At 62.4% G+C, this 22,629-nt stretch carries 16 protein-coding genes and 1 pseudogene; 4 read left to right on the top strand and 13 right to left on the bottom strand.

Annotated elements, in window-relative coordinates; all coding sequences use genetic code 11:
• Nucleotides 1–59 precede the first annotated feature (59 nt).
• Nucleotides 60–452, bottom strand: coding sequence for a rhodanese-like domain-containing protein (locus tag J3481_RS10495; RefSeq protein ID WP_206832051.1), 393 nt, complete (start codon nucleotides 450–452; stop codon nucleotides 60–62).
• Nucleotides 453–810: 358 nt separating this feature from the next.
• Between J3481_RS10495 and J3481_RS10500 the strand changes: the two genes are divergently transcribed.
• The gene (locus tag J3481_RS10500; protein ID WP_206832052.1) at nucleotides 811–1,992 is read left to right on the top strand and encodes an NAD(P)/FAD-dependent oxidoreductase; all 1,182 of its coding nucleotides are present in this window, start codon (nucleotides 811–813) and stop codon (nucleotides 1,990–1,992) included.
• Between the two features lie 63 nt (nucleotides 1,993–2,055).
• Here J3481_RS10500 and J3481_RS10505 read toward each other — a convergent pair whose 3' ends face one another.
• The 4 genes from J3481_RS10505 to J3481_RS10520 all read right to left on the bottom strand — a co-directional run bounded on the left by J3481_RS10505 (nucleotide 2,056) and on the right by J3481_RS10520 (nucleotide 7,169).
• On the bottom strand, nucleotides 2,056–2,556 hold the full coding sequence (locus tag J3481_RS10505; RefSeq protein WP_206832053.1) for a DUF1641 domain-containing protein: 501 nt from the start codon (nucleotides 2,554–2,556) through the stop codon (nucleotides 2,056–2,058).
• Between the two features lie 3 nt (nucleotides 2,557–2,559).
• Entirely contained in the window at nucleotides 2,560–5,544 is a 2,985-nt protein-coding gene (fdhF, locus tag J3481_RS10510; protein ID WP_206832054.1) for a formate dehydrogenase subunit alpha, read from the bottom strand.
• 118 nt (nucleotides 5,545–5,662) lie between these two features.
• The gene (locus J3481_RS10515) at nucleotides 5,663–6,454 is read right to left on the bottom strand and encodes a formate/nitrite transporter family protein (RefSeq protein ID WP_206832055.1); all 792 of its coding nucleotides are present in this window, start codon (nucleotides 6,452–6,454) and stop codon (nucleotides 5,663–5,665) included.
• Between the two features lie 298 nt (nucleotides 6,455–6,752).
• Nucleotides 6,753–7,169, bottom strand: coding sequence for a DUF2294 domain-containing protein (locus J3481_RS10520; protein WP_206832056.1), 417 nt, complete (start codon nucleotides 7,167–7,169; stop codon nucleotides 6,753–6,755).
• A 119-nt stretch (nucleotides 7,170–7,288) separates the two neighbouring features.
• Here J3481_RS10520 and J3481_RS10525 point away from each other — a divergent pair, with 119 nt between their 5' ends.
• A complete protein-coding gene (locus tag J3481_RS10525) occupies nucleotides 7,289–8,128 on the top strand; it encodes a DODA-type extradiol aromatic ring-opening family dioxygenase (protein ID WP_206832057.1) in 840 nt (279 codons plus the stop codon).
• A gap of 29 nt (nucleotides 8,129–8,157) precedes the next feature.
• On the opposite strand, the gene J3481_RS10530 is transcribed toward J3481_RS10525, so the two are convergent.
• The 3 genes from J3481_RS10530 to J3481_RS10540 are packed head-to-tail and all read right to left on the bottom strand — an operon-like array spanning nucleotide 8,158 to nucleotide 12,428.
• A complete protein-coding gene (locus tag J3481_RS10530) occupies nucleotides 8,158–8,748 on the bottom strand; it encodes a hypothetical protein (protein WP_206832058.1) in 591 nt (196 codons plus the stop codon).
• A gap of 60 nt (nucleotides 8,749–8,808) precedes the next feature.
• Nucleotides 8,809–10,704: an ABC transporter ATP-binding protein gene (locus J3481_RS10535; RefSeq protein WP_206832059.1), complete on the bottom strand. Its 1,896-nt coding sequence runs from the start codon at nucleotides 10,702–10,704 to the stop codon at nucleotides 8,809–8,811.
• Nucleotides 10,701–12,428, bottom strand: a complete 1,728-nt coding sequence (locus tag J3481_RS10540; protein WP_206832060.1) for an ABC transporter ATP-binding protein — start codon at nucleotides 12,426–12,428, stop codon at nucleotides 10,701–10,703. The genes J3481_RS10535 and J3481_RS10540 overlap by 4 nt, the downstream gene beginning before the upstream one ends.
• A gap of 116 nt (nucleotides 12,429–12,544) precedes the next feature.
• Here J3481_RS10540 and J3481_RS10545 point away from each other — a divergent pair, with 116 nt between their 5' ends.
• Both J3481_RS10545 and J3481_RS10550 read left to right on the top strand, forming a co-directional pair.
• Complete coding sequence (locus J3481_RS10545; RefSeq protein ID WP_206832061.1) at nucleotides 12,545–14,617, top strand: S9 family peptidase; 2,073 nt, start codon at nucleotides 12,545–12,547, stop codon at nucleotides 14,615–14,617.
• Between the two features lie 38 nt (nucleotides 14,618–14,655).
• On the top strand, nucleotides 14,656–15,654 hold the full coding sequence (locus J3481_RS10550) for an acrylyl-CoA reductase family protein (RefSeq protein ID WP_206832062.1): 999 nt from the start codon (nucleotides 14,656–14,658) through the stop codon (nucleotides 15,652–15,654).
• Here the strand turns inward: J3481_RS10550 and J3481_RS10555 are convergent.
• The 5 genes and pseudogenes from J3481_RS10555 to J3481_RS10575 form a co-directional block, all read right to left on the bottom strand.
• Nucleotides 15,644–17,677 (bottom strand): ABC transporter ATP-binding protein, encoded by a 2,034-nt coding sequence (locus J3481_RS10555; protein WP_206832063.1) that lies wholly within the window; start codon nucleotides 17,675–17,677, stop codon nucleotides 15,644–15,646. The two genes, J3481_RS10550 and J3481_RS10555, sit on opposite strands and share 11 nt — an antisense overlap.
• Nucleotides 17,674–19,512: an ABC transporter ATP-binding protein gene (locus tag J3481_RS10560; protein WP_206832064.1), complete on the bottom strand. Its 1,839-nt coding sequence runs from the start codon at nucleotides 19,510–19,512 to the stop codon at nucleotides 17,674–17,676. The genes J3481_RS10555 and J3481_RS10560 overlap by 4 nt, the downstream gene beginning before the upstream one ends.
• Nucleotides 19,513–19,829: 317 nt before the next feature.
• Nucleotides 19,830–21,095 (bottom strand): MFS transporter, encoded by a 1,266-nt coding sequence (locus J3481_RS10565; protein ID WP_206832065.1) that lies wholly within the window; start codon nucleotides 21,093–21,095, stop codon nucleotides 19,830–19,832.
• Between the two features lie 34 nt (nucleotides 21,096–21,129).
• Complete coding sequence (gene rarD, locus J3481_RS10570) at nucleotides 21,130–22,053, bottom strand: EamA family transporter RarD (RefSeq protein WP_206832066.1); 924 nt, start codon at nucleotides 22,051–22,053, stop codon at nucleotides 21,130–21,132.
• Between the two features lie 120 nt (nucleotides 22,054–22,173).
• Nucleotides 22,174–22,518: pseudogene (locus J3481_RS10575) on the bottom strand (enoyl-CoA hydratase/isomerase family protein); the annotation flags it as partial.
• Nucleotides 22,519–22,629 lie beyond the last annotated feature (111 nt).

The following is a 22,629-nucleotide window of genomic DNA, read 5'->3' on the forward strand; positions in this document are numbered from 1 at the left end:
GAGCGCCTTGACCGTGAAAAAAGCGCCCCGTGGGGGCGCTTTTGGTCTTCGCCGTGAACTCAGTGCACGACCTCGTAACCGGCTTGTTTCCAAGCGGCCGTCCCGCCTTCAATGTAGGCGACGTTCGTAAAGCCCATCAGTTTGAGGACGTACGCCGCAAGCGCCGCTTGTCCACCCGCTCCACAAGTCGTGATGATGGGCCGGTTGCGATCCGCCAGGCGCTCATCCCGCAGCTCTTTTGGAAGTTCAAGGTCTGCTCGAATCGGAAGCATGCCGAGCGAGATGTTGACACTCGAAGGGATGAGCCCGCATGCGCCTGCATCCGCCGCGTCCTGCACGTCGATCACGAGCGTGTTCGGATCCTCCTCAATGCGCTTCTTCGCCTCTGCTGCACTCAATCCCGGCACGTTTTCCTTTGCCTTTTGAACCATCTGCATGAAGGTCAACGCCACAACGATCCGACCTCCTCCAAAGATATCCTTGCTTGTTCATTATACGCCTTTGCTTGGGGCATCCGTCCACCCATCCGCGTCACTGCGTACATAGAGTGAACCATCGAATGACGAGGAGGTGTTGAGACGATGTACGGTGTCTTCGGTGGCTACACCCGCTGGGCTGTCGTGTTTCTCATCATCTTCGTGCTGTTCATTCTTCTCGTTCCCTACGGCGCCTATGCCAACTGAACGCCATGGCTGCGTGAGCCGCGCGTCAGTCGCGGCTCGCCCCTTTTCCGGGGCGCCACCTTTGCGCCGAACTTCGCTGCGCTCTGCCTCTCCAATCGTGTATCATCAGAACGAGAGGAGAGAGCGCATGAATGGTATCGTGATTCTGGGAGCTGGATACGCGGGTCTCGCCGCGGCCCTAGAACTGGATCGGCATGGTATCCCCTTTACCCTCGTCAATCGCGAACCTTATCACACGTTCAAGACCCTGTTGCACGAGGTGGCTGGCGCGCGGCACGATCCACACACGTACGCGTTGTCGCTGGAAGACCTCTTTCGCAACCAGACGAGCCGGGTCCTCGTCGCAGAGGTGAAGGGACTCCGGCTGTCGGACAAGCTTGTGGAAACCCATCGAGGTCCCGTGGGGTATGAATCGCTGATCATCGCGTTGGGCAGCCGCACCTCCACGTTTGGCCTGCCTGGCATCGCGGATTACACGTTCCGGCTGGACTCGCTGCGCTCTGCCATGGAGCTGCACCACCATCTCGAACGCGAACTGGAGCTTTACGAGCAATCCGGCGATCCGGTGCACCTGCGCGTCCTGATCGCGGGCGGAGGACTGACCGGCGTTGAGCTGATGGGCGAATGGGCGGACTGGCTGCCCAAGCGACTGCACGAGAAAGGGCTTTCTCTCAAGGACTTGTACCTCGGACTGATTCACGCGCACTCCGAAATTCTACCTGACGTCGACCACCAACTCCGAGCCATCGCGGAACAAAAGCTCATCGAGCGCGGCGTGGAACTGATTCTCAATGAGCGCGTCGCGGGCGCGGAGCCGCGGGCTTACGTGCTCGCCTCCGGGCGAAGAATCGAAGCCGGCACCCTGGTGTGGACGGGAGGTGTCGAAGCGCCCGCCTTTCTGAAAGAGGCGGGGCTTTCGGTCGACGCGCGCAACCGGGTGGATGTCGACGAATTTCTCGCGGCCAAAGGCTTCCCGGACGTGTACGTCATCGGCGACTGCGCGCGTTTCACCGATGCCGAGGGCCGTGTCCTGCCCCCGACCGGCCAGGTGGCCGAACAGATGGGACACCATCTCGGCGCCAATCTGGTTCGATTGGCGAACCGCCACTCACCCCTTCCTTTTCAATATCGCGATCACGGCATGGTCGCGTCGCTCGGTCCGAGATTCGGCGTCGCGGAGATCGGCAGGCACCACGCCACAGGCGCGACCGCACTGGTTCTCAAAGATGGTTCCAAACTGAAATATCTGATGCATTTAGGAGGACCGGTAACCGTTCTCAAAAAATATCGGCAGTGGCTCGAGATTTAAGCACAAAGGCCGCGAAAGCCCGCGGCCTCTGTTCCATTCGACATTTCCCGAGAAATTGTGCAGTCACACCTCGGACGATGGCTCAGATCGCAGCATTTGTCCCATGCCCGACAGAAAACGCAACATGAATCGAATCGCATAAGATACATTTGGATCCTTAAGCAACGCAAGCAGCTCGAAAAGGCCGAGCGGCTTGTCGTCCTTCTGTGCCTCCTGTTTCGCCTTGCCCAACCCCGCTGAAGCGCTGTCGACGAGCTTCATCAGCATGTCGGGATCGAACTTTCCCAATGCCTGCGCCAGTCCGATGGCGTTTTGAAGCGCGGACGCGTACTCCTCTCGCGCGAGGAGATCCACGAGGTGCGCCAACACGCGGTCCCCTCGTTCGAGAAGCGCCGTCAGCATCGGCAGCAGACCCTTTTCTTCGGCCAACGCGACAAGGTGAATCAGGCGTTCCGCGGCCTGTTCTTCTTGAATCACGGCGTCGGTCAGACGCTCGAGGGCGCGCTGCCGCCGCTCCTCGGGCGTCTCCTCCCGGCGCTCGATGATGCGGATGGGTTCAGCCAACGATCATCCCTCCCTGACCCGCGCGCCCTCGGTCACCAACGGTACATAATCCGGGCGAGCCCACTTCTTCTCCACGTTCACGCCGGGCTGCGGATTCGGCTTGCCAAGGCGGAAGTTGCCGCGCTTGACGGGCGGCTCGCCGCACGTCTGAATGACTTCCATGCGCACGCGCATCTCCTTATATGCGGGTGTGTAAGTCGCAGTGTCGTGATCGCTGGACGTCAGGCGATTGACCGCCTCCTCATCCCTGTGCGACAGGAGCGGGACGTAGATGCGCTTGCCCGAGACGCGATCGGTCACGGCCACGCGCACCTTGATGCTGCCATACGGCGAGATGAGGCGCACCAAAGCACCGTCCTGGATGCCGCGTTCCTTGGCGAGCTCGGGCGCAATTTCGACAAACGTCTCCGGAACCTTCTCGTGGATTCCGGGCACGCGGCTCGTCATGTTGCCCTCGTGGAAATGCTCGAGCAGTCGCCCGTTGTTCAGTTCGAGATCGTACTCCTCGCCGACTTCGATGGGCGGCGTCCAATCCACCGGATACAGACGCGCCTTTTGGTCCGGGAATGCAAACCCGTCGGTGTAGAGGAGCGGCGTGTCGGTGCCGTCGGGACGCACGGGCCACTGCAGGCTCTGATAGCCCTCCAGGCGGTCGTACGACGCGCCGCGGAACAGATCGGCCGCGCTGGCCATCTCCTCGAAAATCTCGCGCGGTGACGAATAGTTCCAATTGGCTCCAAACCGGTTGGCGACCATTTGAATGATCTCCCAATCCGGCTTCGAGTCGCCCAACGGCTCAAGTACCCGATACAGGCGCTGGATGCGCCGCTCCGTATTGGTGAACGTACCCTCCTTTTCGAGGCTCGGACATGCCGGAAGAACCACGTCCGCGAACTGCGCGGTCTTCGACAGAAACACGTCCTGGACCACGAAGAATTCGAGCTTGCGGAAGGCGTCCTCGACGTAGTTCGCGTTCGAATCCACGACCGCCATGTCTTCGCCGCACAGATACATGGCCTTGAGACGCCCCTCGTGGATGGCGTCGACCATCTGATGGTTGTTGAGCCCCGGCGTGGTCGGAAGTTCGACACCCCACAACCGCTCCCATTTGCGGCGCTGCTCGTCGTTGTCCACGCGCTCGTAACCCGGAAGGAACGGAGGTGCACAGCCCATGTCGCCCGCGCCCTGCACGTTGTTGTGGCCGCGAAGCGGATACGCGCCGGTGCCTGGGCGAGCGACGTTGCCCGTGACGAGAAGCAAGTTGCAGATGGCGGTCGACGTGTCGCTGCCTCCGCGATGCTGCGTGACACCCATGGCCCAACAGATCGCAACGCGCTCGGCTTCCATGATCATCTCGGCGACGCGGATGAGATCTTCCTTGCGCAGGCCGCACATCTCGCTCGCATAGTCCAGCGTAAACTTCTCGAGCGACCGGACATATTCGTCAAATCCGTTCACGCGCTCGCGCAGGAACGCCTCGTCATGACGACCTTGATCGATGATGTACTTGGTCACCGCGGACAACCAGATGAGATCCGTACCCTGGCGGGGCTGGATGAACAGATTCGCGCGCTCCGCCATGATGTTGCGCCGGACGTCCGCCACGATGTGCTTCTGCCCGCGCTTCTTCTGTGCCCGGCGCAGGCGCGTCGAGAGCACAGGATGCGCTTCGGCGGGATTCGCGCCCACGATGATGACGAGATCGGCCAGCTCGAGGTCGCGAATGGAGCCGGTGTCGCCGCCGAGACCCATGGTGCGCCTCAGCGCTTCGGTGGCCGGGGACTGGCAGTAACGCGAGCAGTTGTCGATGTTATTCGTGTGCATCACAGCGCGCGCCAGCTTCTGCATCAAATAGTTCTCTTCGTTTGTCGTCTTGGACGAAGAGATGAACGCCACGGCATCATAGCCGTACTTGGCCTGAATCTCCTTGATACGCCGCTCGATCACGTCCAGTGCCTCGTCCCAACTCACTTCCACGAACCGGTCGCCCTTGCGCACCAGCGGCTTCGTCAGGCGATCGGGGCTGTTCACAAAATCCCAGCCAAACTTGCCCTTGACGCACGTGGAGATCTGATTTACAGGTGATTCCATCTGTGGTTCGACCTTCAGAATGTGCCGATCCTTCGTCCACACGTCAAAGGCGCAGCCCACGCCACAGTACGTGCAGACCGTCTTCGTCTTGCGGATGCGAGCCTCCCGCATCTCGTGCTCGATCTCGGAGATCACGAAGATGGACGAGTAGCCCGGTTCCACCTTCTTGGTGAGGTCGATCATTTTGTCAAGCGTCGGCTTCTCAATGGAAGTCAGAAATCCCGCCTCGCCAAGCATGGACTTTTCCATCAGCGCGTTGGTCGGGCAGACGGTCACGCAGTGACCGCATGAAACGCACGATGATTCGTTGATGGGCACGTCGTCGTCCCAGATGACGCGCGGAACCTCGCGATCCCATGCGATCGACAGCACTTCGCTGACCTGAAGGTTCTGGCACGCCTCTACACATCGCCCGCAGAGAATGCATTGCTGCGGATCGTAGCGGTAAAACGGGTTCGACATGTCGACTTCGTACGGCTTCGGCGTGAACGGGTACGCCTGGTGCTCGACGCCCATCTGCATGACGGTGTTGTGCAACACGCAGTTGCCGTTGTTGTTGTCACACACCGTGCAGTACAGCTCGTGGTTCTTCAGAATGCGGTCCATCGCCTCTTTACGCGCATACCGCGCGGCGACCGATTTGGTGCGGACCACCATGCCTGCCTGCGCCGGCGTGGAACAAGCGCGCACGAGTTTGCCATCGATCTCGACAATGCAGGTATCGCATGTCTCAATGGGGCCGAGCGCCGGATGATAACACACGTGCGGATGGTCCTGCCCCGTGGACAGAATGGCGTCGAGCACCGACGCGCCGCTTTCCACGGCGACCTCCTTGCCGTCGATCTCGAGCTCAACGGTCCGGGCCTCGGCCTGAGCTTCGGTCCTGATATCGATCATGCCGACATCCCCCTTGTCTTACAGTTTGCGCGCGAGAGGAGACAGACGGCCGCGTACACGCGCCGCGCCCCACGGCGAGGGCGCGGCCGATGGCGGGCGGGTCGGTGGAGTGGACGCCTCAAGCCTCCCGGCGAGACTTCGTCAAGTACACGAGGTAGTAGGCAAGCGCCGTGAAGATCCATCCGCCGATGGCGTTGCCGATGAAGGCGCCACACCACTCCTCGATGATCTTGCTCCAGGAATAGTCCGCGCCCACCCAGAGCCCGGCTGGCAACACGAACATATTCGCGACGACGTGCTGGAACCCGATGGCCACGAACGCCATAATCGGGAACCAGATGGCGAAGATCTTGCTCACAATGTCCTTGGCTCCGTACGCCATCCAGACCGCGAGGCACACCAGCCAGTTACAGCCGATGGCGGACAAAATGGTCGGGCCGAACGCGAGCTTGGCCTTGGCCGTCGCGATGGCAATCACCGTCGCCTTGAACGGATCGGCCGTCAGCAGGTGTGCTCCCACGCCGAACGCGCCCGCCACAAAGAGTGATCCCAAGAGATTCCCGACGAGCACCCAGAACCAGTTGTAGACCAGGCCGCCGAGGCTCGCGCGTCCGGCGTGGACGGCAATCGGGACCGTCATCATGTTGCCCGTCAAAAGCTCGCCGCCGGCGATCACGACCAGCATCAGCCCGACGGGGAACACCGCGCCGCCAACCAGGCTCTTGATGGACGCCAAGCTGTCGGGCAAGCTGGCCGTCACGCGGATGTCGACCAAGAAGCCGAGCGCAATGAAGGCGCCCGCCAAAATGCCGAGAATCAACAGCTTCCACCAGGCTTCCTTGGTCTTCTTTTCTCCGATTTCCACCGCCAGTTGAGCAATCTCCGCAGGACTCAGAGACCCGTTGCTCATCCAACTCCCACCTTTTCTGCTCAGCGCTGTTTGCGAGTCACATCGTTTCTAAAGTTACCTTGCGCATCACGGCGCGCTTCATACCTATGACAAAAGCCATCATGACCCCATCGCCGTGCGCGCAAAAAAAAGACACAAATTGCCGCTCTGCGGTCAACTTGTGCCGATGTGTTCGCCTGCAGCATCTACAGGCCAACCATTCAAGCGCCGAGCCAATTGTTCGTAGCGCGCCCACTCACGCGAATGCACCCGCCACGCGCTCTCATTATATCACGTTCCATCTGAAACCGAATACAACTCATTCTGCGGATTCTTGGCCTTGACTTCCTTGTTTCCCGAAGCGAGGTTCGCCGTCGGGCAGGGGATCCCGCGGAATCGGACGCTCGAAGATGAAAACCGAGACGCCCATGTCCTCTTCCACCTTGAAATCGGAAAACAGGTACAAAAACTTCGACCCGGCCACCTCTTCCAGCCCTTCGGGAACCTTTCGCTTGTACAGTTCCTGAATCATGCTCGTGCGCGCCACGCGTACCATTTCGGCCCCTTCCGGCGTGCGGCTGATGAACTTCTCCGTCGGCGTCAGATTGCCTTGCAACACGGAAATTGCCATGTTGTCCACAAACACCGTGTGAATTCGCTCCGGCCCTTTGCCGAAACACTCCTTGCGCACCCTGCGAACAATCTCGTTGAATGCCTGTTCGCGGCTTTTCGGCATTCCCCATCGCCCCCGGCCGTCTGCCTCTCCTCTGACTCTATTGTAGTCACTTCTCATCCGTGAGCCAAATCTGGTATTCGAGCGAGACTTCGACTACATTGACCTCAGGAGGCGATTGCATGAGCATCGTGTTTGCGGCCATCGCGCCGCATGGACTGCCCATTCTCCCCGAACTCGCGGGCGATCATCCGGATCTGATGTCGAAAACCCGAAACAGCCTCAGAGCCCTCGGCGAGGCGGCGCGCACGGCCGATCCCGACGTGTTCGTCATCATCACGCCGCACGGCATTCGCGCGGAGGGCCAATTCACCATCAGTGCAAGCGCCTACATGGAGGGCGAACTCAACGAACAGACCGCCGCGCTGATGGTGCGGATGCAGCGCCCCGACAAGGGCCACCGCGTGCACATGAGGCGAACCGTCGATCGCGATCTCGCCCTCGCCATCGCACAGGCCGCTTCGCCTGACCTGCCCTTGGCCGTGCTCAACTTCGCCACGGCAGACGGTCCCCTCTCCACCCTGCCGCTCGATTGGGGCAGCATGATCCCGCTCGCGTTCATGCCGGATCGACCGGTGGTGGTGATCCAGACGGCGCGATCCCGCCCGTTCACCGAACATGTCCGCCTTGGGCAAGCCGTCCGGACGGCTTGCGACGCCCTCCGCCGCCGAGCGGCTCTTATCGCGAGCTGCGATTGGGCACACGCGCATGCGGAGGACGGCCCGTACGGATATCACGAGGACGCGGGAAGGCTAGACGCGGAGGTCGAGCAACTCATCGCGGCCGGAGACCTGGAACGCCTGGCGGACTTCCCGGCCGACATGATCGAAAACGCGCGGCCCGATGGCATGTGGCAGGCGCTCGTTCTGGCGGGCGCCGTACCCAAAGCGGAACGCCGCCCGCACGTCTTGTCCTACGAGCGCCCGACGTACTTCGGCATGCTGTGCGCAAAGATGGCGTGACGCTCGCCAATCCCTTGCCAGCCGGACGATCACGGCGCACCGATGACGGGATCCTGAAGCTGACTCGACACGACCAGCGTGTCGAGAACCTTCGCGACCTGCCCCGAATCCGTCATCACGAGGCGAAACGTGCCGACATGCCCCAGCAAAAACCGGCGATGGAGCCCGTCCGCGTGGCCCGGCACGGGTTGAAACACCGCGGTTTCGAGGTCCGCCGTGCGCACCTCGCACCGATTTGCGTCCACACCTTCGACGTCGAGCTCCCAGCCGAGCGGCACGGAGAGCACGAGCGAACCGCGGTTGGACTTCGCTCCGCGGCCCGTGTCCCGGCCGTCCGTGTACGCGCGCGGCGAGACCGGAGCGGTGATCGCCCGGCCATCCGTGTACGCCTCACCCGCCGTGGGCGGGGTGATTCCGCGGCCGTCCGTCGCCTCAAGCGGGGCGGACCCGGGAGGCCCCGCGACGGGCCGGAGATCGACCGTGACCACGTGATGCGCCGTATCGAGGCGAATCGTGTGCACGGTCGGGCCATACACCGCCTGCCGCGCGGACGCGGAGACTGTGGGTCCGTTCGTCAGCAAGTGGCCTAAGATCGTCAAGGAAACGAGAAGAGCGGGCACGCTGGATCATCCTCTCATACAACGGTCGGATGAGCCTAGGTTGCCCGCTGTTTTCCTTTTTCATCCATTCTTTGAACCACTCATCTCCGCCTTGCCTTGAGAAGCCTCCCGCAGGGCTTCGTCGACGCTCGACCCGGCGAACTGGCTCCGGTACAACTCCGCGTAGAAGCCGCCCCGCTCCAACAGCTCGCGATGCGTGCCCTGTTCGATCACGCGGCCGTGGTTCATCACGAGGATCTGGTCGGCATTTTGAATGGTTGACAACCGGTGGGCGATCACGAAGCTCGTCCGCCCCCGCATCAGCCGCTGCATCGCTTCCTGGATCAGAAGCTCCGTGCGCGTATCCACGCTGGAGGTGGCCTCGTCGAGGATCAGGATGGCGGGATCGGCCAGAATGGCGCGCGCGATGGTGATGAGCTGCTTCTGCCCCTGCGACAAGTTGGAGGCTTCTTCGTTGATGACCGTATCGTATCCCTCGGGCAGTGTTCGAATGAAGTGATCCGCGCGAGCCGCGCGAGCCGCCCGAACGATCTCGTCCTCCGTCGCGCCCGGTCGCCCGTAGGCGATGTTGTCGCGGATGGAACCGTGAAACAACCACGTGTCCTGCAGCACCATGCCGAACAAACTGCGGAGCTCCGCCCTTGTCAAGTCGCGAATGTCCACGCCGTCGATGGTGATGGATCCCTCGCGCACGTCGTAGAAGCGCATCAGGAGATTGACGAGCGTGGTTTTGCCTGCGCCCGTCGGTCCCACGATGGCGACGGTCTGGCCCGCGGCGACCTCGAGATTCAGGTCCTCAATCAGCGGCTGATCGTCCCTGTAGCGGAACGAGACGTGATGGAACTTCACGGCGCCGCGAGGTTCCCGAATGCGCACAGGATGCTCAGGATCCGGCACCTCTTCGGGTTCGTCCAACAGCTCGAAGATGCGCTCCGCGGATGCGATGGTGGACTGAATGATGTTCGAGATGCTCGACAGCTGGGTGATGGGCTGCGAAAATTGCCGCGCGTACAGGATGAACGCCTGGATGTCCCCGATGCTGATGGAGCCGCGGGCGACGAGCAGTCCGCCAATCACGCTCACCAGCACGTAACCGAGATTGCCGATGAACGTGTTGAGCGGAAAAATCAGGCCAGACACGAACTGGGCCCGCCACCCGGATTGGTATAGCGCCTCGTTGTGCTGGTCAAACGTCGCGATCGCCCGGCGCTCCATGTTGAACGCCCGCACGATGGCGTGACCCGTGTACATCTCCTCGATATGGCCGTTCAACAGGCCCAGCGATCGCTGCTGTCCGACAAAAAAGCCCTGCGACCGCTTCGTCACAAACCGCGTCACGTAAAACGACAGCGGCAACGTCAGAAACATGACCAGGGTCATCAGCGGGCTGATGGACAGCATGACGGCGATCACGCCGATGAACGTCACGATGCTCGACACGAACTGGAGCAGCGCCTGTTGAAGCGTGTTGCCGATGTTGTCGAAGTCGTTGACGAAGCGGCTCATCACGTCGCCGATGGGGCGGCCGTCGAAGAACGAGAGCGGCAGGCGCTCAAGCTTCGCGTACACGTCCCTGCGGAGCGCGTACACCGTCTTCTGAGCCACCCCCGCCATCATGTACTGTTGCAGATAGCTGAACACGCTTGACAACACGTACAGGCCCGCGAGTTCCTCAAGCACGCGCACGATATCCGCCCAGTCGAACGCGGGGCCCGGCTTGTGCATCCACGTGTGCCTGAGGCCCGCGACGAGATCGTTCGTGATGCCTTTCATCACGTCCGGGCCCAGGATCGAGAACAGCGTTCCGAGCACGGTCAAAACGAACACCAGCCCGATCCGCCACGCGTGCGGCCGCAGGTAGCGCATCAATCTGCGAGCCGTGCCGCCGAAGTCCTTCGGCTTCTGCACAGGCATCCCCGGGCGCATGGCCGGCATCTCCCGCCGATCCTGACTCATGCCGTGACCTCCTCTCCGAGCTGGGATCGCACAATTTCTCGATACACCTGGCATGTGGCGAGGAGCGACTCGTGCGTGCCAATGCCCGCAATCCGCCCTTCGTCCAGCACCACGATTTGGTCGGCATCGCGAATGGTGTTCACACGCTGAGCCACGAGGATGACGGTCGCGCCGCTCACGGCCTCGCGCAGCGCCTGGCGGAGCCGCGCATCGGTTCGAAAGTCGAGGGCCGAGAAGCTGTCGTCAAAGATGTAGATGGGCGCCCGCCGAACGAGCGCCCGAGCGATGCAAAGGCGCTGCTTCTGGCCGCCGGAAAGGTTCCTCCCACCTTGCTCCACCACCGCCTGAAAGCCGCCTGGCATCGCTTCGATGAACTCCAGCGCCTGTGCGATCCGCGCCGCTTCTCGCAGCTCCTCGTCCGTCGCGTCGGCCTTGCCCACGCGAATGTTGTCCGCAATCGTGCCGCTGAACAGGACGGACTTCTGCGGCACGTAACCGATTTGCATGCGCAGCGCTTCCGCGTCCCATTCCCGCACATCGACGCCGCCGACGAGCACGCTTCCGGACTCCACGTCGTAGAAGCGCGGGATCAGGCTGGCCAGCGTCGATTTGCCCGATCCCGTGCCGCCAATGATGGCCGTGACCTCGCCGGGCCTTGCGATGAACGAAATGTCGGACAGCGCGGGCGCCTCCGCGCCGGGGTATCGAAACGTGACGCCGCGAAACTCCACGAGCCCAGGGGCCACAGCCTCCGCCTTCGGCCGTTCGGGATCTCGAATTTGGGTTTCGGTCGAAAGAACCTCCCAAATGCGATTGGCCGACGCGTTCGCGCGCGGGATCATGAAGAACATCATGGACACCATCATGATGGCAAACAGCAGTTGCGTCACGTACTGGATAAACGCCATGAGCGAACCGATTTCCATCTGGCCGTGCGCCACGCGCACGCCTCCAAACCACAGGATGGCGATCACGGCCATGTTGATGACGAGCATGAGCGCCGGTGACAACGCAGCCATGATCTTCTGCACCCGCGTGGTAGTGCCCGTGAGATCTGCATTGGCGCGATCGAATCGCTCCGCTTCGCGAGCCACCTGGTTAAACGAGCGGATGACGCGGATGCCCGTCAGGTTTTCGCGCAGCACGCGGTTCAGCACGTCGATTTTGCCCTGCATGATGCGAAAGAGTCGGCTGGCCCGGCCAAACACAAGCACGATCACGCCCGCGAGGACCGGCAACATCACCCAGACCACCAGGGACAGCCGGGCGTCGGTATAGACCGCCATGAGTACGCCGCCGATGCAATTGAGCGGCGCCATGATCATCATGCGCAACATCATGTTGACGAGCTGCTGCACCTGCGTAATGTCGTTTGTCGTGCGCGTGATGAGGGACGCCGTCGAAAACCGGTCGATCTCCTCCAGGGAAAACGTCTGCACATGGGCGAACAAATCTCGCCGGAGATGCTTGCCGAAGCTCGCGGCGGTCTGCGAAGACAGGTAGCTCGCCGTGATGGAAAAGCCCGCAGCGGCGATGGAGACGAGAAGCATGAAACCGCCCATCCGGACGATGTACGGCAGGTTGCCCTTGAGCACCCCATTGTCGACAATCTCGGACATGAGCGTCGGAAGATAGAGGTTGCCGAGCACCTGCAGGAAGATGAACGTGACAATCACAACGATGCGCAGCCGGTACGGCCGCAGATAAGGAAACAGTTTGCGCACGCCGCCCACCCCCTTCTGCGCTGGCGAGAGGCGCCAGCAAACGCCGCATGATATGATACGTGTGAAGCCTTGAAATCGCGTTGAAACCGCCAGTAACGTTGAAGAGGAGTGACCCCATGGAAGCGCCGAAGGCCAAAGCGATTCCCAAAGTGCTCGAGATCCACGGAGACCGCCGCATCGACCCGTACTATTGGCTCCGGGATCGCGAGAACCCCAACGTAATTCAGTATCTCGAAGACGAGAATACATACTACCGATGGTACATGGAACGCCTGAAGCCGCTCACGGACGAACTGTACGAGGACATGGTGGCTCGCATTCCGGACGCCGAAGAGCGGGTTCCCGTCCAAGGAAACCAGTATTACTACTACACGCGCATGGAAAAGTCCTTGCAGTACCCCATTCACGCCCGCAAGCGCGCAACGTCCCGCGACGCCCTGGCGGACGCCGAGGAGGAGATCCTGCTCGACCTGAATGCTCTCGCGGGCGACGGCTATTTGAGCGTCACCGTGCTCGCCACAAGCCCCGACGAGAAGCGGCTCGCGTACCTGGAAAACCGCGACGGGACGGATCGGTACACCCTGTTCGTCAAGGATCTGGAGACGGGCGAGATGCTGCCGGATCGCATCGACAACGTGTTTATCGAGGGCAGCATGGCCTGGAGCGCCGACGGACAATACCTGTTCTACATCACGGTCGACGAGGCGCAGCGCCCGTACCGTCTGTACCGGCACCAACTGGGCCGCCCCGCCGAAGAGGACGTCCTGCTGTACGAAGAGGGCGACGAGACATGCATTCTCACCCTCGCCAAGTCGCAGAGCGGCCGATACCTGTTCCTCACCTCGTCCACGAAGACCTCGACGGAGGTGCGCTATCTGCCTGCGGACCAGCCGCTTGGCACCTGGACGTTGTTTCGGCCGCGCCAGGCCAACGTGGAATACGAACTCGAACACTGGGAAGGCGAATTCCTCGTCCTGACGAATCTTCAGCGCCCGAACTTCAGCCTGTTCCGCCATCCCATTGCGCCGTGCGAAGACCACCGCTTGGCCGAGCTCTTTCCGTACGATCCGGCCCGGTACCTGACGGGCGTGCACCCGTTCCGGGAGGCGCTCGTCATCGAAGGGCGCGAAGGCGGGCTGACGCAAATCTGGACGTACGCCGGCGGGAGACTCGAACGGCTCGCCTGGGACGAACCGCTTTACACCGTCTCGGTGTCGAACAATCGCCGTTACGACACGCGCGAGGTGCTCATCCAGTATGAATCGTTCCTCACGCCCCGCACCACTTACGCGCTCGATCCCGTCACCGGGACGCGAAAGGAACTTCACCGCCAGCCGGTCAACGGGCCGTTTGATCCGTCGGCGTATGTCCAGGAGCGCCTGTGGGCCAAAGCCGGCGATGGAACGGACGTGCCCATCTCCCTTGTGTATCGCAAGGACGCGCGAAACGGTGGTCCCGCGCCGTGCATTTTGTACGGATATGGTTCTTACGGGCACAACCTGGATCCCATGTTCATGCCGACCTTGCTCCTCCCTCTGCTCGATCGCGGCGTGATCTACGCCTTCGCGCACGTGCGCGGCGGATCGGAGATGGGGCGGCAGTGGTACGAAAACGGCAAGATGCTGGCCAAGAAAAACACGTTCACCGATTTCATCGCCTGCGCGGACGCGCTCATCCGCGAAGGCTACACCGCGCCCGAAAAGCTGGCGGCTGACGGCCGGTCTGCGGGCGGGCTGCTGATGGGCGCCGTGGCCAACATGGGCGGGGACCGCTTTGCCGCCATCTCGGCCGGGGTGCCGTTTGTCGACGTGGTCACGACGATGCTCGACCCCACCATCCCGCTCACGACGCTCGAATGGGACGAATGGGGCGATCCGCGCGATGAGACGTACTACTTCTACATGAAATCGTACAGCCCGTACGACAACGTGGAACCCAAGCGGTATCCGCACCTCATCGTCACCACGGGGCTGAACGATCCGCGCGTGGCCTACTGGGAGCCCGCGAAGTGGGTGGCGAAGCTTCGCGCCACCAAGACCGGACAGGAAGCGCTCGTGCTGAAGACCCATATGGGCGCGGGACACTTCGGTTCCTCCGGCAGACTGGAACATCTGCGCGAATCCGCTGAAATTCATGCGTTTCTGCTCTACCACATCGGCGTGTCGCCGAAAAACGCCTCTGCCTCGTGATGCAGTGTGAGGAAGTCCAGGAAGGAGAGCGAACCCGTATGACCACATTCCGCGCGTACGTCGTCGAACAAGAGGGAGACCGCTTCCGCTCGGGCGTCCGCGAACTGTCCATGGACCAGTTGCCGTACGGAGATGTGCTGATCCGCGTGCGCTACTCAAGCGTCAATTACAAGGACGGCATCTGCTCCATGCCCGCGAGCCGCCTCGTCACCCGCTACCCCATGGTGCTCGGCATCGATCTCGCCGGGGAAGTCGTCGAGTCCCGCGATGCGCGCTTCCGCGCTGGCGATCTCGTCATCTGCACGAGCTACGATCTCGGCACCGGACATTTCGGTGGCTTCAGCGAATACGCCCGTGTCCCGGCCGAGTGGGTGGTGCCATTGCCCGATGGGCTCTCGCTGCGCGATGCCATGGTGCTTGGCACCGCCGGATTCACGGCGGCTCTCTCGCTCTACCGCATGGAGCAAAATGGTGTATCGCCCGCCATGGGCGCGATGCTGGTGACGGGCGCCACAGGCGGCGTCGGCGCGACCGGGATCGCCATCGCGAAAAAGGCGGGTTACCGCGTGGTGGCATCGTCCCGGAAGGAGGAGGCCGCCGAGTGGCTGAAGGCCCTCGGCGCCGATGAAGTGACGAAGCCCGAAGCGCTCCTTCTACAGGAGGGCGAATCCTACCTGAATGCGAAGCGCCGCTTCGCGGGCGTGATCGATCCGGTGTCTGGAAAATACGTCCCTCATCTGCTGCAGCGGCTCGAATATGGCGGCGTGATCGCCATCAGTGGCTACACGGGCGGGCCGGACTTCACCGCCAGCGTGTTTCCGTTCCTGCGCCGCCAGGCGGCCGTTCTCGGCATTGACTCGGTGTGGCTCGACATGGAGACGCGCCGCGAGATCTGGCGCCGTCTTGCAGGTCCGTGGAAGCCAGACGACGAGGCACTGCGGAAGATCGGCCACGACATCCAACTGGACGATCTCGACAGCGCCTTGCAACAGATTCTCGCGGGCAGAATGCAGGGCCGCGCCGTGGTCAACCTGTGACGCCCAGGGCCTTGGTCTGCAGCTCGTACATCTGTCGATAACGGCCGCCCGCGGCCATGAGCTCGTCGTGCGTGCCCCGTTCGACAATCTGGCCCTGATCGAGGACCAAGATGAGGTCCGCGTCGCGGATGGTCGATAGCCGGTGCGCGATGATGAACGTGGTGCGGCCTCGCTTGAGAACCTGGAGCGCATCTTGGATGATGCGCTCCGTTTCGCTGTCGACATTGGCCGTGGCCTCGTCGAGGACGAGGATGGCCGGATCGAACGCGAGCGCGCGCGCAAACGAGATCAGTTGCCGCTCCCCAGCGGAGAGCGTGCTGCCGCCCTCGAGCACCGGCTCATCGATGCCTCCCGGCAGATGCCGCAACAGCCGATCCGCCCCCACGTCCCGGAGCGCCTTTTCGATGCGATCGCGGCTCACGCGCTCGTCCCCGAGCCCCACGTTCCACGCAATGGTTCCCGTAAACAGGAACGGATCCTGGAGCACGATGGCCATGTGCTGCCGAAGCTTCTGTGGCGGAATCTCGCGGATGTCCTGGCCGTCGATGCGAATGGTGCCGCGGTCGGGATCGTAAAAGCGGAACAGGAGGTTCATGATGGAACTCTTCCCTGAGCCGGTGTGACCGACGAGCGCCACCGTCTGCCCGGGTTTCGCCACGAACGAGATGTCGCGCAGGACCGGATGGACGCCGTCGTAGGAAAACCAGACGTGATCAAACTCGACTTCCCCTCGAAACCGCGGAAAGGTGCCGTATTCGGGCTCCACGCCGGGTTCGTCGAGAAGCTCGAAGACGCGCGTCGCCGACGCTCGCGCCTGCTCGAGCGTCGCGAGCTGGTTGACGACTTGAGTGATGGGCTGAAACAACCGGTTGAGATAGTCGACAAACGCGTACAGCACGCCGAGTGAGACGATGGGCTCGAGGTGGAGCGAGCGCCATCCGAACCAAGCGATGATGGCCCCGAAGAACAGATTGCGGAAGACGCCGGCCAAGTTATAGCCTGTCACGGAGTTGATGCGCAGAAGCCTCGTCTGACCCTCGTAATAGGCCTGATTCATCTCGTTGAACTCGGCCGCGGTCCGCGCCTCGCGGTTGAACGCGCGAATGATGGGCATCCCCTGGATGGTCTCGTTCAGCATCGCGTTGATCTCGGAGATGAGCGCGCGCACCCGCAGGTTGACCTGCACCGTGAACCGGCGGTAGAGCCAGATCCAGAGAAACAGGATGGGCAACAGCGCGCAGGCAAGCAGCGCGAGGCCGACATTCAGGATGAACAGCGCGACGTAGATGCCGAGCATCATCACGGCGCTCGACAGCACGTTCGCCAGGACGTTCACGTAGAAATCGCGAATGGACTCGGTATCGTTGGTGATGCGAGAGACGATTTTCCCCGCTGGCGTGTTGTCAAAGTACGAGATGGGCAGGCAATGAACGCGATGGAAGACGTCCCGGCGCATGCGCTGCAGGATCCGGTTGGCAGACACCTGCAACAAGTACTGCTGGCCGTACAAAAACACGGCGGACACCGCCAAGAGCGCGAAGTAGAGCAGAGCCAGCCGGACGACGTTCGGCACCTCCGGGCGGTAAAACGCGAACACCTGCACTCGACCGATGGGATGAGCCCGAACCGTGCGCCAGCGGCCGAACACTTCTTCCCGAATCGTTCCGGGCTCCGGGCCTTTGGCGATGGCCTGGATCGATCCCGGCAAGAAGTACGCCGTCGTCCCCAGTGTGGCCAGGGTGTGGGGATCGCGCTTCGGAGCCCCGGGCGGCAAACGATCCCCGCGAACGTACAGCCTGCCGCCGACGTTCACGGCGCCCTTGGCGCCCTCCGGAGCCTGATACCAAACCTGTTGCACGCCCTCGATATCCCGGTTGATGATGGTCTTCGCCACAAAGGGACCGGCGAGCTGCGCGGCCACCGACAGGACGAGCAGCACGACAGCCGCGACGATGGCCCCCTTCGCGTGCGCCGCGTACTCGATGAGTCGCTTGCCGACCTGAACAGATCGATTCCGGTTCATTGCACATCTCCCCTGTCGGCCCCGGTCAACGACGCCTGCTGCGTGACGGGCGCGTGCTCTCTCACGGACGGCGAGTCGTCTTCCGGATCGCCGGATGCGTCGCCGAACGCCTGCTGATGAAGGTATTGCTTCGCGTACCACCCTCCGAGCCGCATGAGATCCTGAAACGTCCCGGCTTCTGCGATCCGCCCGTCATCCAGCACCACAATCCAGTCGGCGTGTTGAACGGCCGACATGCGGTGGCTGACGATGAGGGTGGTGCGCCCGCGCCGGACGCGTCGAATGGCGCGGAGGATATGGGCCTCCGTGCGCGCATCCACGGCTGACATGGCGTCGTCCAGAACGAGCAAATCGGGATCCAAAATGAGGGCGCGGGCGAGCGCAATTCGCTGCTTCTGTCCTCCGGACAGCGAGATGCCCCGTTCGCCGACGAGCGTATCCAACCCGTCCGGCAACCGTGCGATATCCTCCGTGAATGCGGCGAGCTCGAGCGCGCGAAGGACCTCGTCGTCCGTGGCATCGTGTTTGCCGAAGCGGACGTTGTCCCGCACGCTGCGGGAGAACAGCATCGGGTTTTGCGGGACGTAACCCACCAGGCGATGGAGTGCGTCCATGCGGATTTCCTGAATGGGCAGGCCGTTGACCAACAACCGCCCTCGATCCCCGACGGGGTACTCGCGCAGAAGTTGTTTCACGAGCGTCGACTTGCCGCTGCCGGTCCTGCCGACGATGCCGACGGTCTGGCCCCGGCGAATGACGAGATCGATGTCCACGAGGTTGTCGCGCTCGGAAGAAGGATAGCGGAACGAATAGCGCTCAAAGCGAATCTCGTCGATGCGCGCGACCTCCCGAGCTCCATCTCGATCCACCACATCCGGCTCATACGCGAGCGTCTCGTTCACGCGATCGAGCGAGGCGTTGCCGCGCTGCATGATGTTGATGAGCTGGCCAAACGCGAGCATCGGCCAGATCAACATGCCGAGGTACACGTTGAAAGAGGTGAGCTGGCCAACCGTCAGCTGGCTCTGGAAGACGAGGTAGGTGCCGTACCCCAACCCAATGAGGTAGGTCACGCCGACCAGCAGGCTGATGGTTGGATCGAACAGGGCATCGATCTTGGCGACGGCGATGTTCTTCCGGTAGACGTCGGCCATCGTCTCCGCGAAGCGGCGCTCCTCGTTCTGCTCCTGTGCGTACGCGCGCACCACTCGAATGCCGGCCACGGTCTCCAGGACGCGATCGTTCATGTCGCCGAAGGCGTCCTGCGCTCGTTCGAACCGATCGTGCAGGATTTGACCGAATTTCGTCATGGCGAGCGCGATGAACGGCATCGGGACGAGCGAGAACAAGGTCAGCTTCCACCCGTCCAGCACGGCCATGGTGACGAGAATCGTCGCCGAATAGGTGGTGGAGTCGATGAGCGTCAAAATGCCGAACCCGGCCGTCTGCATGACCGCGTTCAAATCGTTTGTCGATCGCGCCATCAGATCGCCGGTTCGATTCTGCTCGAAGAAGCGCGGTGTCATCTTCAGGAAATGTTCCATCAGCCGGCGGCGCAGCGAAAGCTCCAGCGTTCGGGCGCCGGAATACAACTGATACTGCCACGTCACGCCGCACACATAGGACACCAGGATGGTGAGCAGCAAAGCGCCGACGAGCTCGAAGAGCGCGCGCAACGTCATGCCGTGCTGGCTCATCAGGTCGATGGAGCGGCCGACGAGATAGGGCGGGATCACGTCGATCACATTCAGAAACAGCAAGAGTCCCACGGCGATCCCGTAGCGTTTTCGTTCCTCCCAGAAGAAATGGCGAAGCTTCCAAAGGACTTGAAACACAAACAGGCCCCCTAGACGCAAAAAGGCATGCCTCGCGCGGCATGCCCAGTCCGAATGTGGAATGAGTTGGCGCGAGCCGCTGGGTCAGCAACTCGCGCTCGCGCCCTATGTGGCGCTCGCGCGAGAAGGTCGAGCCGCAATCGGAAGCGTGGACTGCAAGACCGACGATGCCGCCTTCCGAACCATGGGCTTCGACCTCCTCTCTTCCGTACAGACTGTCAGAATTGAACATATCACTTCTGCTGCGGTACGTCAACGCCGGCCATCCCCATACCTGCAGGTCACCTTCGAGTTGCATGGTTCAGCGGCGAACCCACCTATTCCGAAGCTGCCGACATGCCTTCCTCTGCCCGTGCGCTTCGCAGTTCGGGAACGACCCAGCCGACGCAGGCAATGGCGGCGAGCGTGCATAAGCCGCCCAGCGCGATCGCCGCCCCTGGCGGCAGGAGGCTCCCCACAAGCCCCGCGCGAAGGTTGCCGAGCTGCGGACCGCCCGCGCCGACCAGATAGTCCACGCTCGAAATGCGCCCGCGTAGACTATCCGGCGTGCGCTGCTGGATGAGCGTCGAGCGCATCACCACAAGGATGGAGTCTGCCGCCCCCATCAGGGCGAGAATCACCACGCAAAGCCACACAAACGGAGAAACGCCAAGCGCCAATACCGCAGCTCCCCAGATGGCACAGGCGCCTAGAATCCCCTTGCCCTCGAACTGAATGTGGCGCACAGGGCCTGACAGGGCAAGAACGACCAAGCCTCCAACGCCGGTCGCGCCCAGCAGGAGACCGAGGACCTCGGGCCGACCGCCGAAGCGCGCGCTGACCAAGGCCGGCAGAAGCGCATTCGGCACGCCGAGCACGGTGACACTCAGATCTGCCAACATGGCGCCGAGGAGAGCGCGCGATCGCCCCAAGAAGCGCAGACCTTCCATGACGCCCTTCAACATGCTGCTGGGCCGCTCGACAACCTCCGGCAGCATCGGTGGCAGGCGATAGACCCCGTAAAGTGCGGCCAAAAAGCTTACCGCGTCGCAGGTGTAACACCACCCGAGTCCTGCCGCGCCCGCGATCACGCCCGCGATGGAGGGCCCTGCCACCTCGCCAAAGCGCATGGCGAGTGTGTTCAGCGCCTGCCCCGCACGGACCTGCTCCTTCGGCAGAAGGCGCGGCACAAACGTCCGGCGCGCTGGGGCGTTGATGACGGCGAGAACCGACTGCGCGCAGAGGACCGCGTAGAGAATCCAGAGAATGGACCACGCCATGAACGCCTGCACGGCGAGAAGCGCCGACATGGCCATTTGCCCGCTGGTGGCGAGGAGGACCAGCTTGCGGCGATCCACGCGATCGCCCACGCTGCCGCCGACGAGCACAAACAGCGTGCCCGGCAGCACGCTCGCGAGGCCCGTCAATCCAACATCGAGCGTGCTCCGGGTGGTGTCATACACCTGGAGGATGACAGCGAAGGACGTCATGGTGCCGCCAAGCGTGGACACGCCGCTCCCCAACCAGAGCCTGCGGAACGCGGGCGACGTCCGCAATGGCGTCGCGTCGAACATGATGGAACGAAGTCGAGACCAAAGGCCCATGCCGGCTCGCCTCCCAGGCGCCCGAATCGCGCGTTTAAGCCTTCTTCGCTTCCACCGCGCGATTTCCTCCCGCCGTCGCGTTGCGATGTTGCCGCTCCGACCGGATCAACGAGATGGTGTAGAGCACGAGGGCCAACCAGATGCACGCGAAACCCAAGCCATCCGCGCGCGTGAACGGCTCGTGATCGACCGCGATGCCAATGACGAGTTGCAAGGTGGGAGAAATGTACTGGACCATCCCGAGGGTTGCGAGGCTGAGCCGCTTGGCGGCCATCGCGAAGAGAAGCAGCGGCACGGCCGTCAACAACCCGCTGAAGACGAGGAGCGCCACCTGCCAAGCGGCGAGTTGTGTCACCGTCACACGATGTACGGCGAACGTCGCAGCAAGATACGCGACGGCAAGCGGCAGAGCCAGTGTCGTTTCCCACGTGAGGCTTTGCACAGCGTCCGCCTCCACGCGTTTCTTGACCACGCCGTACAGCCCGAACGATCCGGCGAGCGCAAGCGCGAGCCAAGGCACCTGTCCGTAAGCCACAACCATCACGACGACGCCGGCCAGGGCGACGCCAAGCGCCGCCCACTGCCATCCATCCAGCCGTTCGCGAAACAGGAGGAGTCCAAAGAGGACGTTGACAATCGGGTTGATGTAATACCCGAGGCTCGACTCCACCACGTGGCCGGTGTTCACCGCGACGATGAACGTCAGCCAGTTCGCCGTGATCATGAGCGAGCCCAGCGCCATCCAGCGCGCCCGGCGGCCATCTCGCATGACGCCTGCCACATTCCGGACGCGACGCGCGATGGCCACCCAAATCCAGATGGTGACGGCCGAAAACACCATCCGATAGGACAACAGTTCATACGGAGACATCCTGTCGAACACGTTCCAGTATGCGGGTAAAAGCCCCCACCCCGCGTACGCCAAGACCGCGTACCACAGCCCCTTGCGATCCGTCACCGCCGCGCCACTCCATTTCTTTCGCCTCTCTCATCTTTCGCCAACGCCATACATGATAGCGCAGCGCGTCGTTCGGCGCACCCCCCTGCGCCGGGCGCGGATCGCCCCATCCGAGATCGGTTACCGCCCCTGAAACCGCGGAGGTCTCTTTTCCACGAACGCCCGCATCCCCTCGCGCGCGTCGTCGCTCGCGAACAGCAGGTAAAAGAGATTTCGTTCGGCCTCGAGGCCGTCGGCAAGCGTGGTGTCCATGGCCTGATAGACCGCTTCCTTGATACAGCGAAGCGCTACGGGCGGCATCTCAGCCAGCCGCTTGCCGAGCTCCACGGCGGCGGGCACACACGCTTCGTCCGGAACGACGCGGTTGCAAAGCCCCAGCTGCAGCGCCTCGTTGGCGGAGATGGTCTCGCCGAGCCACAGAAGCTCGAGTGCGCGCGCCTTGCCGAGCCTGCGCGCCAGCCACTGCGTGCCGCCCGCTGTTTAGCGCAAAATAAAAGTGCAGAACGCCGACACGCAAATCTACACAGCGTGGCGGCGCCTGCGGAAATGTGATAGGCACTTGCAACACCACTCTAC

It is taken from the genome of Alicyclobacillus fructus, from assembly GCF_017329605.1.
Classification (GTDB): Bacteria; Bacillota; Bacilli; order Alicyclobacillales; family Alicyclobacillaceae; genus Alicyclobacillus; species Alicyclobacillus fructus.

Bases quoted from the DNA above. Each gene is read 5' to 3' on its own strand.
- J3481_RS10500 (WP_206832052.1), top strand. From the start codon at position 811: ATGAATGGTATCGTGATTCTGGGAGCTGGATACGCGGGTCTCGCCGCG.
- fdhF (WP_206832054.1), bottom strand. From the start codon at position 5,544: ATGATCGATATCAGGACCGAAGCTCAGGCCGAGGCCCGGACCGTTGAG.
- J3481_RS10515 (WP_206832055.1), bottom strand. From the start codon at position 6,454: ATGAGCAACGGGTCTCTGAGTCCTGCGGAGATTGCTCAACTGGCGGTG.
- J3481_RS10520 (WP_206832056.1), bottom strand. From the start codon at position 7,169: ATGCCGAAAAGCCGCGAACAGGCATTCAACGAGATTGTTCGCAGGGTG.
- J3481_RS10525 (WP_206832057.1), top strand. From the start codon at position 7,289: ATGAGCATCGTGTTTGCGGCCATCGCGCCGCATGGACTGCCCATTCTC.
- J3481_RS10535 (WP_206832059.1), bottom strand. From the start codon at position 10,704: ATGAGTCAGGATCGGCGGGAGATGCCGGCCATGCGCCCGGGGATGCCT.
- J3481_RS10545 (WP_206832061.1), top strand. From the start codon at position 12,545: ATGGAAGCGCCGAAGGCCAAAGCGATTCCCAAAGTGCTCGAGATCCAC.
- J3481_RS10550 (WP_206832062.1), top strand. From the start codon at position 14,656: ATGACCACATTCCGCGCGTACGTCGTCGAACAAGAGGGAGACCGCTTC.
- J3481_RS10555 (WP_206832063.1), bottom strand. From the start codon at position 17,677: ATGAACCGGAATCGATCTGTTCAGGTCGGCAAGCGACTCATCGAGTAC.
- J3481_RS10565 (WP_206832065.1), bottom strand. From the start codon at position 21,095: ATGGGCCTTTGGTCTCGACTTCGTTCCATCATGTTCGACGCGACGCCA.